The 14,854-nt window shown below is 60.4% G+C and carries 13 protein-coding genes and 5 pseudogenes; 8 read left to right on the top strand and 10 right to left on the bottom strand.

Features of this window, described 5'->3' with window-relative positions; translation table 11 throughout:
- A pseudogene (locus tag IVA74_RS28020) lies at positions 1-489 on the bottom strand (transposase); the annotation flags it as partial.
- A 204-nt stretch (positions 490-693) separates the two neighbouring features.
- Positions 694-1,044, bottom strand: a complete 351-nt coding sequence (locus IVA74_RS28015) for a hypothetical protein (RefSeq protein WP_247349671.1) — start codon at positions 1,042-1,044, stop codon at positions 694-696.
- Here IVA74_RS28015 and IVA74_RS28010 point away from each other — a divergent pair.
- Both IVA74_RS28010 and IVA74_RS28005 read left to right on the top strand, forming a co-directional pair.
- Positions 994-1,103 (top strand): annotated as a pseudogene (locus IVA74_RS28010) (transposase); the annotation flags it as partial. The gene IVA74_RS28015 and the pseudogene IVA74_RS28010 overlap by 51 nt on opposite strands.
- Positions 1,070-2,140: an IS3 family transposase gene (locus tag IVA74_RS28005; RefSeq protein ID WP_247349660.1), complete on the top strand. Its 1,071-nt coding sequence runs from the start codon at positions 1,070-1,072 to the stop codon at positions 2,138-2,140. The pseudogene IVA74_RS28010 and the gene IVA74_RS28005, both read left to right, overlap by 34 nt.
- Positions 2,141-2,592: 452 nt before the next feature.
- On the opposite strand, the gene IVA74_RS28000 is transcribed toward IVA74_RS28005, so the two are convergent.
- Together IVA74_RS28000 and IVA74_RS27995 are read right to left on the bottom strand one after the other, a co-directional pair.
- Positions 2,593-3,423: a methyltransferase domain-containing protein gene (locus IVA74_RS28000; RefSeq protein WP_247349659.1), complete on the bottom strand. Its 831-nt coding sequence runs from the start codon at positions 3,421-3,423 to the stop codon at positions 2,593-2,595.
- Positions 3,424-3,689: 266 nt separating this feature from the next.
- Positions 3,690-4,166, bottom strand: coding sequence for a cupin domain-containing protein (locus tag IVA74_RS27995; protein WP_247349658.1), 477 nt, complete (start codon positions 4,164-4,166; stop codon positions 3,690-3,692).
- A 123-nt stretch (positions 4,167-4,289) separates the two neighbouring features.
- Here IVA74_RS27995 and IVA74_RS27990 point away from each other — a divergent pair, with 123 nt between their 5' ends.
- The 3 genes and pseudogenes from IVA74_RS27990 to IVA74_RS27980 form a co-directional block, all read left to right on the top strand.
- Entirely contained in the window at positions 4,290-5,060 is a 771-nt protein-coding gene (locus IVA74_RS27990) for a helix-turn-helix domain-containing protein (protein WP_247349657.1), read from the top strand.
- Between the two features lie 990 nt (positions 5,061-6,050).
- The gene (locus tag IVA74_RS27985) at positions 6,051-6,839 is read left to right on the top strand and encodes a GGDEF domain-containing protein (RefSeq protein ID WP_247349656.1); all 789 of its coding nucleotides are present in this window, start codon (positions 6,051-6,053) and stop codon (positions 6,837-6,839) included.
- 13 nt (positions 6,840-6,852) lie between these two features.
- Positions 6,853-7,030 (top strand): annotated as a pseudogene (locus IVA74_RS27980) (Ku protein); the annotation flags it as partial.
- Between the two features lie 60 nt (positions 7,031-7,090).
- On the opposite strand, the pseudogene IVA74_RS27975 reads toward IVA74_RS27980, so the two are convergent.
- From IVA74_RS27975 to IVA74_RS27955, 5 genes and pseudogenes are all read right to left on the bottom strand, one after another.
- Positions 7,091-7,357: pseudogene (locus tag IVA74_RS27975) on the bottom strand (hypothetical protein).
- Positions 7,358-7,483: 126 nt separating this feature from the next.
- Positions 7,484-8,213: pseudogene (locus IVA74_RS27970) on the bottom strand (SOS response-associated peptidase family protein).
- Positions 8,214-8,970: 757 nt separating this feature from the next.
- A complete protein-coding gene (locus IVA74_RS27965; protein WP_247349655.1) occupies positions 8,971-9,480 on the bottom strand; it encodes a septal ring lytic transglycosylase RlpA family protein in 510 nt (169 codons plus the stop codon).
- A 599-nt stretch (positions 9,481-10,079) separates the two neighbouring features.
- A complete protein-coding gene (locus IVA74_RS27960) occupies positions 10,080-10,292 on the bottom strand; it encodes a hypothetical protein (RefSeq protein ID WP_247349654.1) in 213 nt (70 codons plus the stop codon).
- A 90-nt stretch (positions 10,293-10,382) separates the two neighbouring features.
- The gene (locus IVA74_RS27955; protein WP_247349652.1) at positions 10,383-10,553 is read right to left on the bottom strand and encodes a hypothetical protein; all 171 of its coding nucleotides are present in this window, start codon (positions 10,551-10,553) and stop codon (positions 10,383-10,385) included.
- A gap of 212 nt (positions 10,554-10,765) precedes the next feature.
- Between IVA74_RS27955 and IVA74_RS27950 the strand changes: the two genes are divergently transcribed.
- Positions 10,766-11,476 carry a hypothetical protein gene (locus IVA74_RS27950; RefSeq protein WP_247349650.1) on the top strand — a complete coding sequence of 237 codons (711 nt, stop codon included), beginning with the start codon at positions 10,766-10,768 and terminating at the stop codon, positions 11,474-11,476.
- A 345-nt stretch (positions 11,477-11,821) separates the two neighbouring features.
- On the opposite strand, the gene IVA74_RS41275 is transcribed toward IVA74_RS27950, so the two are convergent.
- Positions 11,822-11,974: a hypothetical protein gene (locus tag IVA74_RS41275; protein ID WP_346730984.1), complete on the bottom strand. Its 153-nt coding sequence runs from the start codon at positions 11,972-11,974 to the stop codon at positions 11,822-11,824.
- Between the two features lie 348 nt (positions 11,975-12,322).
- Here IVA74_RS41275 and IVA74_RS27940 point away from each other — a divergent pair, with 348 nt between their 5' ends.
- Both IVA74_RS27940 and IVA74_RS27935 read left to right on the top strand, forming a co-directional pair.
- A complete protein-coding gene (locus IVA74_RS27940) occupies positions 12,323-13,384 on the top strand; it encodes a sugar-binding transcriptional regulator (protein ID WP_247349649.1) in 1,062 nt (353 codons plus the stop codon).
- 3 nt (positions 13,385-13,387) lie between these two features.
- Positions 13,388-14,827 (top strand): extracellular solute-binding protein, encoded by a 1,440-nt coding sequence (locus IVA74_RS27935; protein WP_247349646.1) that lies wholly within the window; start codon positions 13,388-13,390, stop codon positions 14,825-14,827.
- Positions 14,828-14,854: the final 27 nt, after the last annotated feature.

The following is a 14,854-nucleotide window of genomic DNA, read 5'->3' as shown; positions in this document are numbered from 1 at the left end:
GCTGTTCCAGTCATTGAACGTGCGGATCGGGACCTCGCGCCGGATTGCCGAATAGAATCCGGCACGGCGCCGCCTGCCGCCGCTCGCCGCGATCTTCACTTCGACGAGCAGGCGATCGATGGTCGCGGCGCTGATGACCAGAACACGCTCACGGTCCGCTTGGCCAAGCCGCAATCGGCCATGTTGCTCGAGCGCCGGCAGCAAGGTCGGGATCATCACCTTGAGCCGCTTGCCGCACACCCGATCGGACGCCTCCCACAGCGCCGTCACCGCGTCCTTGATCGGCGCACCATATCTACGCTTGCGCTCTCGAGCTGCCTCGACGGCGCCGGGCCCAACCGGTGCGCGTCGTCGGAGCGCGCGCACCGCATGCTTGCGATGCCAGCCCGTCATCGCGCACAGCTCGTCGAGGATGCGCCCCTTCTCCGCCCGTTTGGCCGACCGGTAACGCTCCATCACCGCCGACAACACCTCGCGCCGCGCACCCATGCTGATCTTTCCCGCCATAGAGGCCACCGAAACAATTTGGTGGCGCTGCTGCAGTCATCGGCGAGAAGTTGTCCAGTAACATTCTGCGTGAGGCAATGCGGGGGTCAATATTGCAGGCCGAATGACACGTTCGGTCTAAATGCGTCTTAGCGGTTCTGGCCTTGTACTCCCAAGGGACGGAGGATGCCAAAGCAAAGGGTGAAATTAAATAAGACAGCTCAACTCACGTAATGGGCCGCTATGGGTCATAGGACTAAATCGCTCGCGCGGTAGAACGCCGCGGCTGGCGACACGGCGAAGCAATAGGCGACAGCTCATCGTGACGAGCGGGGCAATTAGCCCGTAGCTGGCGATGATCCGATGATCGAGGACGTGCTGATCTGGAAGTTCGTGGCGGATGACCTTGCCCCTCGGGCTTAATCCAGTTTGAAGTTCGTTCTGGCCCAAGCCGAGGACCAGAGCATGAAGCGCAAGCGGTTTACGGAAGAACAGATCATCGGGATTTTGAAGGAGCACGAAGCGGGGATTCCGGTCGCCGATCTCTGCCCCAAGCATGGTGTAAGCGCGCCAGCATCTACAAATGGAAGGCCAGGTTCGGCGGGATGGACGTCTCGGAGGCCAAGCGACTGCGGTCGCTGGAAGACGAGAACACGAAGCTGAAGCGGCTTCTGGCAGACGCCATGTTGGACAATGCGGCGCTGAAGGATCTCGTGGGAAAGAAGTGGTGACGCCCGCGGGGAAGCGGAAAGCTGTCGCTCATCTGGTGGATGCCCATGGGATGAGCGAACGGCGGGCGTGTAAAGCCATCGGCTGCTGCCGCATGACCATGAGATACCGGACGACCCAGGCTGACGATACCAGCCTTCGCCAACGCATGAGGGCGATCGCCCAGGAGCGCCGCCGCTTCGGCTACCGGCGACTGCATGTTCTGCTCAGGCGGGAGGGCTATCTGATCAACCACAAAAAGCTCTTCCGGCTCTATCGGGAAGAGAAGCTGACGGTGCGCCGCCGTGGTGGCCGCAAGCGGGCGATCGGGACCAGGGCGCCGATGCTGGTTCCGATGACGCCGAACGACCGGTGGTCGCTCGACTTTGTGTCGGATCAGCTGACCGACGGCCGCCGCTTCCGCATCCTGACTGTCGTCGATGATTGTACCCGTGAGTGCCTGGCGCTGGTGGCCGATACCTCGCTCTCCGGCATCCGCGTGGCGCGGGAACTGGACCGGCTGATGATCGAGCGCGGCAAGCCCAGGATGGTGGTCAGCGATAACGGCAGCGAACTCACCAGCAACGCCATCCTGGTGTGGGCCGACCAAAGCCGTGTCGAAGGGCACTACATCGCGCCGGGCAAACCCATGCAGAACGCCTTCATCGAGAGCTTCAACGGCCGGCTGCGGGATGAGCTGTTGAACGAGACGTTGTTCACGTCACTGGCACAAGCCCGCGTCACACTTGGAAGTTGGCGGGCCGATTACAACGACACAAGACCACACTCGCAGCTCGGATGGAGAACCCCGTCCGAGTTTGCGATGACCTGCCACCCGCGCCGGGATCTGGCGCTGCGCTATGCCGAAGGCTCCGCGCCAGCTCCCGTCGCTGCCACCGCCCAACCGGGCAAATCCAACGGCACGGGCGAACTCAGGACTGGATAAAACCTGGGGGCAAGGTCACGGAGCACCAACCATTGCACAAGAGCCAACTCGAACCCTCGATCGGCGGTTCACGGACGACACCCCCCGCAGGGGCCGTCATAGACGTGCTGCGCGGCCTGTGGCCAAGAGCGGGGTATGCCGTGATCGAAGGCGCAGGACATATGGGTCCGTTGACGCACGCCGAGACAGTCAACGAGATATAGACGGATTCATCGGCCGGGTGACGGGATCAATGTCCACGACGGGCGTGTAGACATCTACACTGGTCGGAACTACCGATTTGGGTCAAAGCGTCGGTTTGGCGCTCAGCGGCAAAGTTCCGGTCTCCCCATATGAACCGGCACTTGGGCTACACGCCCCCTAGCGAAGCGATGGGCCACACCCCGACACGAGACGCCCAACTGGTTCGATCTCGGCCAGCTCTGAGCACCGACATCAATTATGGAACTGTCCTACACTCTCGCGCTTAGCAGGTGGGCGGCTATGGGGAAGGCCAATTCATCATTGCTCGTGAACTTACCCAGGGCGTTCCTGACGTCGGTGATTAGAGCTGCGCGCGCCGCATCGTCTGCCTGTGATACCGGACCAGCCAATGGTGAGCCCGCAACGAAACTCAACACAAATCGCTCCACCGTCGGAAAGCGCACGATCCCACTTCGCTGTTGAATTACAATGTCCTGAAAACCTGTGGCACGAACGAGAGCTTCCAATTCGTCGGCATTGGACAACCCAAATGGCGCACGCATGATAGCTACCGCCGCTTGACCAACGTGTCGCTGCAGTGCGTCAGCCAGCACGGCAAATCCGGGACTTTCGTGAATGCCGCGCCACACCATCAGCGCGAGTCTTCCTTCGGGACCAAGAACCCTACGCATTTCGCGTAAGGCCGCGGGCCGGTCGGGGAAGAATTGCAGGCCCAACTGGCAATATACGACGTTAAATGAACCATCTGGGAATGGCAGCTTATCAGCACTTGCCTCTTGCCACTGGAGTTGTCCGCCGGACCGCGAATCCGGCGATACGACTGATCTAGCGACGCTCAACATTCCAGGATTGAGATCAATCCCGACCACGGTACCACTTGGACCTACGCGCGTTGCGGCGATCCGCGTCACAACACCAGTGCCGCACGCGACATCGAGAATACGCTCGCTAGGCCGAGGTTGAGCTAGCTCAACGAGTATCGGAGCCCACACCCCAAACACAGCCGGCACCAGCTCTCCCTCGTATACGTCGGGCGCGCTGCCCACGACCTGCCACTGTCCTTGCTGGCTCATTTCCATGCCTCATACCTGCAAGAAATGTTTGACCGCAACAAGACTTTACAAAGTACGTCGTGAGGCCAGCATAACTCGGTGCTATCAAGCAGCTATGGGTCAAACTGCGAAGAACTCAACGTGAGCAAATCTAGTCCGCCCTGTCTCACTGAGCGGACATCCACAAGGCGCGAGGCTACTTCGCAAACGGGCCGCAAGCCGACCTGGCGGCTTGCGACACGGATGAGTCCGGAAAGCGGCCTGCGACTGCCCTCATGGAGGTCGATGTGGCGTCAATGATGCTTGACGGGAATCAATGAGGGCCCGCTGTGGTCAACCGGCAATATCTCGAACAGCACATGCACCATCGGCGCGTCAGTCTTATTGAAGACGCTGTGATTAACGTCGCCAGTCTCGAAGAAGAAGTCCCCCGGTCCGTAGACGATTGTCTCATTCGGCAGGACATAAGTCATGTAGCCGGACGTCACCTGCCGAATGCCGGGCCCGACATGATTATGCTCGCCCACCTGCCCGCCGGGGGCAAGCGTGAGATCGGTAACCCGGAGCTTGTACTTTCGGTTGATCTCAGAGAGGAAGCCGCCGAGCGGCGCCTCGAATTTGATTTTGGCAACCAGGCCTTTGGTATCGACCCTTACCGGGCTCCCTGAGGCTTGCGCTATTGCTTCGCACGGCTGCATGGCCAAGGAAATCAATGGCAATGACGCGATCGCCTGCAAAACGTCTCGCCTCTTGTGTTCGTTACTCGACATGAAGACCTCCTGTTGGGCTCGACAGTGGTGACTGAATTAATCACGCACACCGATCCAGCCGCTAGTCCAAAAACTGCACTACTGCGCGTGCACCTTCTGTGCTACTTTGCGACATGCACCTCTATGGCCATTGACATGCACCTGTATGGCCAATATTGCCCCGTAGCCCGCGCAGCTGAGATTCTTGCGGATCGCTGGACCGTGCTCATCATCCGTGAACTTCTCGCGGACGTGAAACATTTCAACGAACTCGAGCGCGGTCTTCCTCACATGTCTCGCACGCTGCTTGCCGAGCGGCTGCGGCGGCTGGAGCAAGCGGGCGTATTGGAACGGCGGGGCGCATCGCGCGGTAAGCCGACTGAATATCGTCTGACGCCGGCTGGACGCGAGCTCCAGCAGATCATTGATCTATTTGGCAAGTGGGGAGCGCGCTGGGCCTTCGGTCCTCCGCGACCTAGCGAGCTTGATCCGATCACTCTCCTGTGGTGGATGCGCCGGCGGGTCGCTGTGGATCGTTTTTCATGCCGTCGCGTCATCCAGTTCGAATTTCGCGGCGCGCCGCAGCGCGCCTACTGGCTAGTTATCGATCCCTGCGATATCTCGGTCTGCCTAAAGCATCCCAGGTTCGACGTGGATGTGATCGTAACCGCCACCATTATGACCTTTTACCAGATATGGCTCGGCCGCTTGTCCTTGTCAGACGCCGTAGGCAAAAACCTCGTCTATCTTGACGGTGCGCCGGCCGATGTCCGCGCATTCCCAAGTTGGTTCACCTGGAGTCCGATGGCCGAGACCGTGCACGCGGCACTAACGGACCGTCCCATAGCTCGTATCAGGAGATCTCGACCACCAAGGCTGGAGACGAAGGCCCTCGCGCCCAGGAAAGCCTCGTGAGCCGCCTCAGGCCTGTCGTCAAGCAAGCCACCCTCAGGCCTTCTTGCGGAGCGCCGTCACGGCCCGCAAGGGGTGACGGCGCTCCATGACCGCTATGGGTCATAGGACTATAAATCGCTCACGCGGTAGAACGCCGCGGCTGGCGACACGGCGAAGCATAGGCGACAGCTCATCGTGACGAGCGGGGCAATTAGCCCGTAGCTGGCGATGATCCGATGATCGAGGACGTGCTGATCTGGAAGTTCGTGGCGGCGCACCAACCATTGCACAAGAGCCAACTCGAACCCTCGATCGCGATTGTGTGCAACGTCGCGCTAGTTGGACCCAGTCCAGGAATCTCGACGTAAGCAGAGTTACAAATGCGGTGATGCTCTTGACGAGCAGCTCGAAACAGTTTCGGCTCTGATAGCTCCGGGGGCTTTCCAGCCGCCAGAGATCAGTTTGTCTTCGTGGCCTTCAATATCGAGGAGCTCACGTTTAGATTGTGTGGTGTGGTATTTTTGCTGTAGCCAAGCCATTGAAAGTACAGGTGCCGCCAAACATTAAATTCCCATAGGCGATCGTCCCGATCGTCGGAAGGTTGTTTGACGCGACTAGCTCGATCACGCAGCATCATCCTACGTCCCCCAGCGCGGTTTCCTCCTTTGGAGGCTTTCGGACGCCGGCCCCCGTGTGCGCGGCAACACCGTCATGGGAGCCGGCATCCGAAACCCTTCACAAAATGAAGGACTCAACCTGAGCAAATCTTGTCCGCCATGTCTCGATAAGTGGACTTTGTGGAGTGATGCCGCCACAGGCTCAAGCGAGGTGAACTCGGCTCTGAAGCACCACTGAGACGGAGACTTCCAGCGCGCTGCGCTTTCATGGCTGACTATCGCAATTTGAGCTTCGTCTTTAGATCGGCGTTAACGGCGTCTGCGGAGCGGAGCGCGCCTTAACCTCCGGTGAAGGTGAGGGGACGGATGCTGGCCGCTTTACGGCGGCAGAACCATGGCCAAGGACATCATTACGCACCAGGACGCGCTGCGCCACACCGCGGGCCGCTCCGCCGTGAGCGTCGGCCTGACGGTCGTCTTGACGTTGTCCCTGTGCCTCCTGCAGTTCGGACCCGACCCGGATGCCTTGGTGCGCGTCGGCTTCGTGACCAAATCGTCCATCCTGATCAGCATGGCGATTTCCGGGCTGCTGACGGCGGCCCTGAGCTACCGGTCCGCGCTGACCATGCGCGAGCTGGCGCTGACGCGCGCCGAACTGCAGCGCATCTCTGGCACCGATCAGCTGACCGGACTGCTCAACCGACGGGGCTTCGACCAGGCTGCCGAATCGGCCTTGACCAAGGCACGCAATGCGAACCTGCCAACCACCGTGCTGATGTGCGACATCGACCGTTTCAAGGCGATCAACGACCAGTTCGGGCATGAGTTCGGAGACAAAGTGCTCATCGCGGTCGCCCAGGTGTTGCGCTCCTTCGCCGAGCGAAGGCGGATGCTGGTGGCAAGGCATGGCGGCGAGGAATTTGCCGTTGTGATGACCGGGCTATCCAAGGAGCGCGCTGCCCAACACGCCGAAGATCTGCGGCAGGCCTGCGCCGCCGAAGCAGTCGTCGCCGAAGGTGCCTCGACGAACGTGACGATCAGCATCGGGCTTGCCCAATCCCAGGGTGAAATGGATCTGGGCAAGGTCATGCGCATGGCCGATCAGGCGCTCTATGCTGCCAAACACCGAGGCCGCAATCGCGTGGTCCGGGCGGACGTCCTGGCGGACTCGGTAGCGGCGTAGTGGTACCCCGTCGATGATGGATGCACTGCGGCGGAGCGTTGGTCAGCTGGCCTCGCCGGCGAAGGCGGGCAAGCCCGCCAAGAAACCGCGGAAGGCGGCGGCCTGGCCAAAACGAAATGCTGATGCCAATCGCCGGCAAGAAGGCGGCGGCGAAGAAGCCAGCAGCCAAGCCGCAACGGAAATCGGCCTAAGTCGCGCGCACGGATTGTCGAATGTCCCCGTCCCAAATTAGCGCGCCCAGCGAGGCGCCACTAGGCTTCGGGGCACTCCGGGCAGGTGTCGCCGATCGAGTCCAGCACGTCCCGGACACTTCCGCGACGACCGCGTCAGGAGAAACGCCACCGGGGGGATTCTGACGAGCGAAATCGACGGCGCGCTCGCGTGCGTGCGGATCGGCGCGGTCCTGCATCCAGGCGTGCTCCTCGCACTCCCGGATCGCGCCGGGCTTCCTGCAGAACCGAGATCGCCCAGCCGCGCAGCGTCCGGATCGCAGGCCGCCGTTCTTTGAACATCAGCATCGAGGTTGCTCCTGCCTGGGACGAATCCTTGCCGGCCGTCTCCGTTCCGGGCTGCTAACACAGACCAGGATTCGGACTCTCAGGGGCTGTGGTTTGTCCCCGTGTTCCGTCGGCCTGTGGAGAAATCTAGGCAGCCAAGGCAGGGTCTTCCTTCTCTCCGGTCGCCACGATCTTCAGCGCGCCGTCCGGCAGCGGCCGCTGCAGGGCCTTGGCCTCATCCCATGGCGCCCGCAGCGACGCCTCGTGTTCCTCCGCTGTCGTCAGGATCACCGGCATCGCCTTGCTTTGAACGCGCTTCACCTCGGCATTGGGCTCGCACGTCAGGAAGCCGAGGATGTCAGCGGTCACTTCGCCTTCCTTCGCCTTTCGTACGCTGGTCCAGTTCGTCCAGATGCCGGCGAAGGCGACAAGGGGAGGGCATTCGTCGAGGGCAAACCACACCGGCACCTTCTTGCCGTCGATCGTGTCGTACTCGGAAGACGATGTGAGCGGCACAAGGCAGCGATTGTCCGGTCCGAGCCACCGCTTCCAGTGGCCGCTGTTGGTGTTGCGGATATTTGGTGGTGCCGCCGTCCGGCTCGATCCGGAGCAATTCCTTGAAGTCGACGGTCTTGCCTTTCGCTTGCAGCTTCTCGGCGCGCTTCTTGGTGGCGTCCATCAGCGCCTTCGATGAGGACGGCATTCCCCAGCGCGCGGTTTCGAGCTCGCGGCCATCAGCACCGGTCCGGACGATCGGCGCCTTGTAGTCGGGAAACACGCCCGGCATCGGCGCAAGGTTGCCGACGTACCGGTTGACCACGCGGAAGAGCGCGCTGATGGCGGCTTCGTTAGTAGTGATCGAATACAGATTGCACATAGGTCCCAACTAACCTGATTCCTTGGCCGGGCTAACGCTCTTCGTTAGGGTGCACCCACTTGTAAGGCGTAATCGCCTGCCTCTCGGTGAGCTTGATCATCTGAACGGGCGGTGCAGAACGCCCGCTGCTGGCGCATGTCGTGTCGCCAGCCTCGGATACAAGCAGGGCGGCCCCTCGGGCTATGGCCGAACGAGAACTGATCGATGAAAGCGGGTCCGCGCTCTGCCTGACCTCGGAGGAGGTTGTCGCTAAGCTTCCCGCCGCGGGCTACTCGCAAATCCAGGAACTACCGGAAAGATCAAGACAAGGCCGTCAAGGAAGGCACCGCGCGCTCGGTGATCATCGACAGTACCGGCCACATCGCAGAGGTGGCGAGATAGCGTGCCGGTTGGCGTCGCAATCTCCATGTCGACGACGCGAAACGAGCCGTGATTTTCGTAAACGTAGCGAAGGTGCCAGACCGGGCCGAGTTCTGGCGAAATGGCAAAAGTCATGCAACGCGCTTGTGATGTTGTGAACGGCATCGCGTTGCCCGACCGGTGCGGAGAACATCGCGTCTATCAGCGCGGCCAGGCTCATGCCGCCGACCACCATGCCTCGTGCAGCTTCGTCGCCGTGAGTTAGCTGGAGGGCGGTCACGATGACCGCAATAGCGTCAGGGTTTCTTAGAGGCACGGCAGGTTCAGACCCAAAGGCGGACCGCTGATGTAAGGACGCGGGGCGGATTGCTTATTTTCGCAACTCGATGGACGACTGCTACAACACCTCAGCACGAACCTGAGCCACGCCACGATCCGTAATCCCCAAGGTGCGCGCGGCGGCGAGCGAGAGGTCGAGGACGCGGCCACGAACCCATGGTCCGCGGTCGGTGATCCGAACCACCACCGAATTATTCGTCTCAAGATCAAGGACTCGGACTCTCGTGCCGAACGGCAGACGGCGGTGCGCCGCGGTTAGTAGATTCCGATCAAACGATGAACCGCTCGCTGTCTTGCCTTTGGAGTACGAATAGTAGGAGGCTTTTCCGGAAAAGACTCGGTTGAAAGACTGAGTGCCGGAACGAGCATTCAAGGGCTCTTGTCCGTTCCGAGGTTGCGCTTGCGGCTCATCCTTCTTTGCCTGGTCGAGACCTTCAGGAGCGGGCTCCGCGTGAGCCTTTGGAGTGATGGACCATCTGTCATCGAATGTTTGCCCGACAGCAGGGGGCGCAATCCCGGTCCATGCGGAGACCGTTGCGATCACGATCATTCCAGAAAGCAGACGCATAATCGACCTCACTAAACATGACAAAACACAAGAACAATGCAAACTCATGAGGCGCGTTCCGGCATGTGCGGGAATCCTCTGCCGAGAGGTGATACCATACCGATAGTTGGGGTGTTGCACGGCGCAGCGTGGCGCAGTGCAGCAAGCAGACAGCCCGCTGCAATGCATCACGTTAATCGGCCAGCATTTCTGGGGCTCTCTGGCGAAGTGAGCGTCAACACCGCGTGTGCGTGCAGGCGATTCAACGCGTGAATGTCTTCGCCCGATTGTAGAGACTAGGAGAACATTGAACGGACCGCCCCAATTTAGTGGGGCGCGAGGCCGCGAGCTCGCGTAAGACGATCGTACGTTATCCGGCCTCGCTCACAGCGGATCGCAAACGGACGCAACAACGGCTCGTCACGTTGGCTGGTCGTCGCCGCTCGCGGGATGTTGAAATCCCGCGCGGCAAGCTCCAGCTCGAGTTCAGTGATCCGCTCAAAGATGCGTGCAGCAATCGCCTCCAACTCGTTGGATGGCCATTGGATCAATAGTCCAAAACCATGATCAAACCGCAACCGGCGAGCGCAAGTGGCCGGGCAGTTCTCGCGGTGCTCCGGCTAGGCGTCTCGGCATGGGATGCCGAAGCTGTCGCAGGTACTCGCGAACGTCTCTTTTGCCGCGGTATCTTCGAAGCAAAAGCGCGTGCCGACGTCTGCACGATCAATCCACCAGTCGACCTTGCTTCCTTTTGCAATGCGAGACGCTTCACCACGTAGGAGATCCAACTTTCTCCCGGTGGCTTGAACGATCAAGCAATATTCCTTCGCCATGAATGCTTTCCTCTCGAGAATAGAAGTTGTTGCCGACAAAAATGCAAACGTTCTGCAGTGTTACTGGAACGGGGTAGCCCAAGCTGGCCTTCACCAAAAGCGGCGTAGATCGCAGTGCGCTTCGGTTGAGCACGAGCTGACCAGAATCTCCAGCTTCAATTGCTCCTCGCTCAGGCGACGTTCGACAAACTGCCGTTCGAGACCCGTCAGATTGGTCTGCAATAAAAGGCGATACCGTTGAATATTGTTGCAGTCGATCATCATCGTCTTCCTGTGAGGGATACACCGATCCATTCATCGTTTGCTTGACGGGGCAGGCGACCACGAGGCAACATTGCAAGACATCGCAGGAGCGGAGTATCTTCGCCCGCGCGCTCGTCCATGCTAGTGAACTCGTCTTTCCCGATCTGTGAACTATTTCACACCGCTCAGCGGTCGTCGCCTGCAATAGTTTGCTCGTTGTTAGACCAGCCATGCAGATGACCCGCGCGAACTGTTTCCCGCAGGGCTACAAATACACGGTGGTCATTATCTCGAACACCAAGCGGGTGCTGCCTGAAGACCCTCCGCTCGAATTCAAGCTGAAGTTTCTCATCATCTCGACGCCTGCGAGCAACCCGAACGATGCATGGCTGACCGCAGAGGTGATTGCCGCGATTGATCCGATGTGCGACCACGGCCAGGAAATGGTTCGCGAGGCTGCAAAGCTTGACAAGGGAAAACTCGGTCGGCCCGGGATGCTCGACGCACTCGCCAAATTCTTCCAGCGCTTGCGGTCCTCAATCATTGCGTCTTCCCGTCGATCAGCCGATCCCCGCATAGGAGAAATCGAAATGACCACGTCATCGCGAGAGGCCAGCCATAGGGCCAACATCACCTCGGAGAGCACGAGGCAAAACGCGCTCGCGGCGGCTAAGGCAGCCTTCGACGGGACTCCGGCCGCATACCCGACCTACACAGCGGCAGTGAAAGCCGCGGACGTCGCCCACTGCCGGCGGCCATTGCCAGCGCCGCGGCGAACGGTCTCGATGGCTCACCGCGGACCCTACATGATCTCACGGGCTCATGGGTTTGAGAGCTCCGTGGTTGTGATGACGCCCTGCATCCGCGACGGCTGCTCACCTCGGCGTGGTGCATTGATCGTGCGTGGACCCGCAGCCCCTCAGCAGCCGGATCAAGGCTGATGCGGCTCGATCGACGGCGCGACAGGCGAGCACTTTTGTTGTCCACAGTGAGTTGCAACACACAGTATTGGCGCGACTCGTTGTAAGTTTAACCTGCGCCTTCATGGCGCCTTTCCTCCCTGACCTTGAGCCCGTCGCAAATGATGGGCTTCCTTCGAGGGGCATTGCAGGGACGCTAGATCTGCTGCGACGCAATCCGGCCGGGCCTGGACAGTTGCAATCAAGTCCGTGCGGCATAGATCCCGCACGGACTTGATTCATTGGGAACTGGGCTACCCAATCACCAACTCCGCGGCCATCACAGCTCTCGATCCATTGCTGGGTGCCTGCGGTTCTTCACCTTGATCAGTACTTTTGCGTGCCGCCGCGGTAGGGCCGATCGCGATGCTTCGAGACGAGACCTTCAAGGCCCATGCGGCAGGCCGCCCGGAAAAGCTCCGGTCCGATCTCGCCACCCTCGAATGGCGCGACCGTGATCCCGTCCGGCCGGCGTGCCAACAGCCGCGCCAGGTTGGACGTGCGCAGGTGTAGCGGGAGCTGCGTTCTGATCAGGTCGTTTCTGGTGCGAAACTGTTGCTGTAGATTATTTGCAGCGCACTCGCCTGAATCCAAGAATCTTATTGGCTCACACGCCTTTTAAAAGAAATTCGATGGTCCGGACTGAGTGGCGTCTAACCCGCAGCTTGCGCTCTCGCTGCAGCTATCCGGCGCTCTCGAGATCTTGGGTCCGTCGACCGATTCAGGTGAGGTTGTCCGTTGCCCTGCAACGAATCGTGCGCAATGTCGCATTGCGAAATTGCGGCTGCGCGATTGACAGGCGAATGAGCATGTGAAATTTTGTCTGTAATGAAAAAAATTACAGGTGGAGATGTGAACGCTAGCGGCCGGCCCATTTCGCCGTTTGACGACGATGGCAGCCTTGCATCGCGTGCCGCCTGGCTGCATTACGCCGGCGGGTTGACGCAGGGCGAGATAGCCGCGCGCTTGAATATTCCGGCCATCAAGGCTCATCGGTTAATCGCGCGCGCCGGGCGCGAGGGTCTGATCCGCATTTTCGTCGACGGAGCGGTTGCCGACTGCGTGAAGTTCGAGGAAGCGCTTAAGGAGCGCTTTCAGCTCGACATGGTTCAGGTCGCGCCTGATCTTGGCGAGCCCGGGCTTCCGCTCAAGGCGCTGGCGTTTTCCGGAGCGAGCTATCTCCATGCAGTCCTGCAGCGGACCGATGGCCAGATCGTTGGGATAGGTCATGGGCGCACGCTGGCCGCTGTTGTTAGGCACTTGCCGACCATGCCGGCCTCCGAAGTCAAATTCGTCTCGCTGCTCGGCGGCCTGACGCGGAAATTCTCGGCGAGCCCGTTCGATGTCATTCATCTCATTGCCGAGCGAACCGACAGCGAAGCCTATCTGATGCCGGTGCCGCTCTATGCCAACAGTGCGGCGGATCGCGCCGTGCTGCTCGCGCAGCTCGGCGTCTCCGCGGTGTTCGATCTCGCGCGTCAGGCAGACCTGATGCTGGTCGGCATCGGTGAGGCACGTCCGAGTGGATCCCTGGTGCAGACCGGGATGATCCGACCCGACGAAGTCGCCGAGCTTGAGCGCGCCGGCGTCGCCGGCGAAATGCTTGGGCATTTTTTCGACGCCGAGGGCAAGGTCGTTGAAACCGAGTTGTCCGGCCGATCGATCTCGGTGTCGCCGCGAGATCTGCGCGGCCGCTACATCGTGGCGATCGCGGGCGGGCCGAGCAAGGTTGCGGGCATCCGCGCAGCATTGGCCAGCGGACTTTTGAAAGGGCTGATCACTGATGAACTCACCGCGCGCCGTCTCGTCGACGAGCGGGGCGCGGTTGTTCCCGACAAAAAGAACGGCCAAGGCCGTCGCGTCAAACCACAGAAAAAGCAAGGGGAGTGAAGCATGACAGACAGAATCAAGGCTCTGTTCGACGCCTATGCGGCTGGCCGTGTCAGCCGTCGAGATCTGATGCGCGGCGCCGCCCATCTCGGCGTCACCGCGGCAACTGCCAATGTGCTGCTCGGGTCCTCGCTGGTCGAGGCGATGGCCGCCGACTATGACTGGCAGGCACAAAAGGGCACGGCCATCAAGCTGTTGCTCAACAAACATCCCTATGCCGATGCGATGATCGCCGATATCGAGAACTTCAAGAAGTTGACCGGCATCGATGTCAGCTACGATGTCTTCCCCGAAGACGTCTATTTCGACAAGGTGACCGCGGCGCTGTCGTCGAAGTCCGATCAGTATGATGCCTTCATGACCGGCGCGTACATGACGTGGACTTATGGACCGGCCGGATGGGTCGTCGATCTCAATGAGTACATCAAGGATCCGAAGAAGACGAACCCGAGTTTCGCCTGGGACGACGTGCTGCCCGGCTTGCGCGCGTCGACCGCCTGGAATGGCGTGCCCGGCGGCGAGCTCGGCTCAGCGGATGCCAAGCAATGGTGCATCCCCTGGGGCTATGAGCTGAACAATCTGGCCTATAACCGGACGATGTTCGACAAGGCCAAGGTCAGCGTTCCGAAAAACCTTGGCGAGCTGAAGGAGACGGCGGCAAAACTGACCAAGGATCTCGGCGGGCCCTATGGCATCGGCGTCCGCGGATCACGCTCCTGGGCGACGATCCATCCCGGCTTCCTTTCGGGATACGCCAATTTCGGCGAGAAGGATTTAACGGTCAACGGCGGCAAGCTCAAGGCTGCGATGAATTCCACCGGTTCGAAGGCGTTCCACCAGCAGTGGGTGGACATGATCCGGGAATCCGGTCCGAAGAACTGGTCCACCTACACCTGGTATCAGGTCGGTGCCGATCTCGGCGCCGGTGCCTCCGCGATGATCTTCGACGCCGATATTCTCGGCTATTTCGAGAACGGCGGTGACAACAAGGAGAAAGGCAATTTGGGTTACGCCCCGTTCGCGGCCAACCCTGCGGCAAAGGCGCCGACGCCAAACGTCTGGATCTGGTCGCTGGCGATGTCCAGCTTCTCAAAGAAGAAGGACGCTGCCTGGAAGTTCATGCAATGGGCGACGTCACTCGAGCACGATCTGTTCGGCGCACGCAAAATGGACTTCGTCAATCCGGTCCGGGCCTCGGTCTGGAAGGACAGCGAATTCCGCGACCGCATTGCCAAATCCTATCCCGGCTATCTCGAGCAGCATGACGTCTCGGCACCGGGCGCGAAAATCTACTTCACCGCGCAGCCACTGTTCTTCGACGTCACCACTCAATGGGCGGAGACGCTGCAGAAGATGGTCGCCAAGGAGGTGCAGGTCAGCGAGGGCCTCGATCAGCTGGCTGCGAGCATCGACAAGCAGTTGCGGGAAGCTGGCCTCGGCTGAGTCCTTGCTGCAGTCTTCCTGTTCAAT

Source organism: Bradyrhizobium sp. 132, assembly GCF_023074185.1.
Lineage (GTDB): Bacteria > Pseudomonadota > Alphaproteobacteria > Rhizobiales > Xanthobacteraceae > Bradyrhizobium.
The sequence above is the reverse complement of the archived record's forward strand: the minus strand, read 5'-3'. Positions and strand labels throughout refer to the sequence as shown.

Excerpts from the sequence above, each read along its gene's own strand:
- IVA74_RS27985 (WP_247349656.1), top strand. The coding sequence starts at position 6,051 with ATGGCCAAGGACATCATTACGCACCAGGACGCGCTGCGCCACACCGCG.
- IVA74_RS27995 (WP_247349658.1), bottom strand. The coding sequence starts at position 4,166 with ATGTCGAGTAACGAACACAAGAGGCGAGACGTTTTGCAGGCGATCGCG.
- IVA74_RS28015 (WP_247349671.1), bottom strand. The coding sequence starts at position 1,044 with ATGCTTGGGGCAGAGATCGGCGACCGGAATCCCCGCTTCGTGCTCCTT.
- IVA74_RS27955 (WP_247349652.1), bottom strand. The coding sequence starts at position 10,553 with ATGATCGACTGCAACAATATTCAACGGTATCGCCTTTTATTGCAGACC.
- IVA74_RS27935 (WP_247349646.1), top strand. The coding sequence starts at position 13,388 with ATGACAGACAGAATCAAGGCTCTGTTCGACGCCTATGCGGCTGGCCGT.
- IVA74_RS27960 (WP_247349654.1), bottom strand. The coding sequence starts at position 10,292 with ATGGCGAAGGAATATTGCTTGATCGTTCAAGCCACCGGGAGAAAGTTG.
- IVA74_RS28000 (WP_247349659.1), bottom strand. The coding sequence starts at position 3,423 with ATGGAAATGAGCCAGCAAGGACAGTGGCAGGTCGTGGGCAGCGCGCCC.
- IVA74_RS27940 (WP_247349649.1), top strand. The coding sequence starts at position 12,323 with ATGAAAAAAATTACAGGTGGAGATGTGAACGCTAGCGGCCGGCCCATT.
- IVA74_RS27950 (WP_247349650.1), top strand. The coding sequence starts at position 10,766 with ATGCAGATGACCCGCGCGAACTGTTTCCCGCAGGGCTACAAATACACG.
- IVA74_RS28005 (WP_247349660.1), top strand. The coding sequence starts at position 1,070 with ATGGAAGGCCAGGTTCGGCGGGATGGACGTCTCGGAGGCCAAGCGACT.
- IVA74_RS27965 (WP_247349655.1), bottom strand. The coding sequence starts at position 9,480 with ATGCGTCTGCTTTCTGGAATGATCGTGATCGCAACGGTCTCCGCATGG.
- IVA74_RS27990 (WP_247349657.1), top strand. The coding sequence starts at position 4,290 with ATGGCCATTGACATGCACCTGTATGGCCAATATTGCCCCGTAGCCCGC.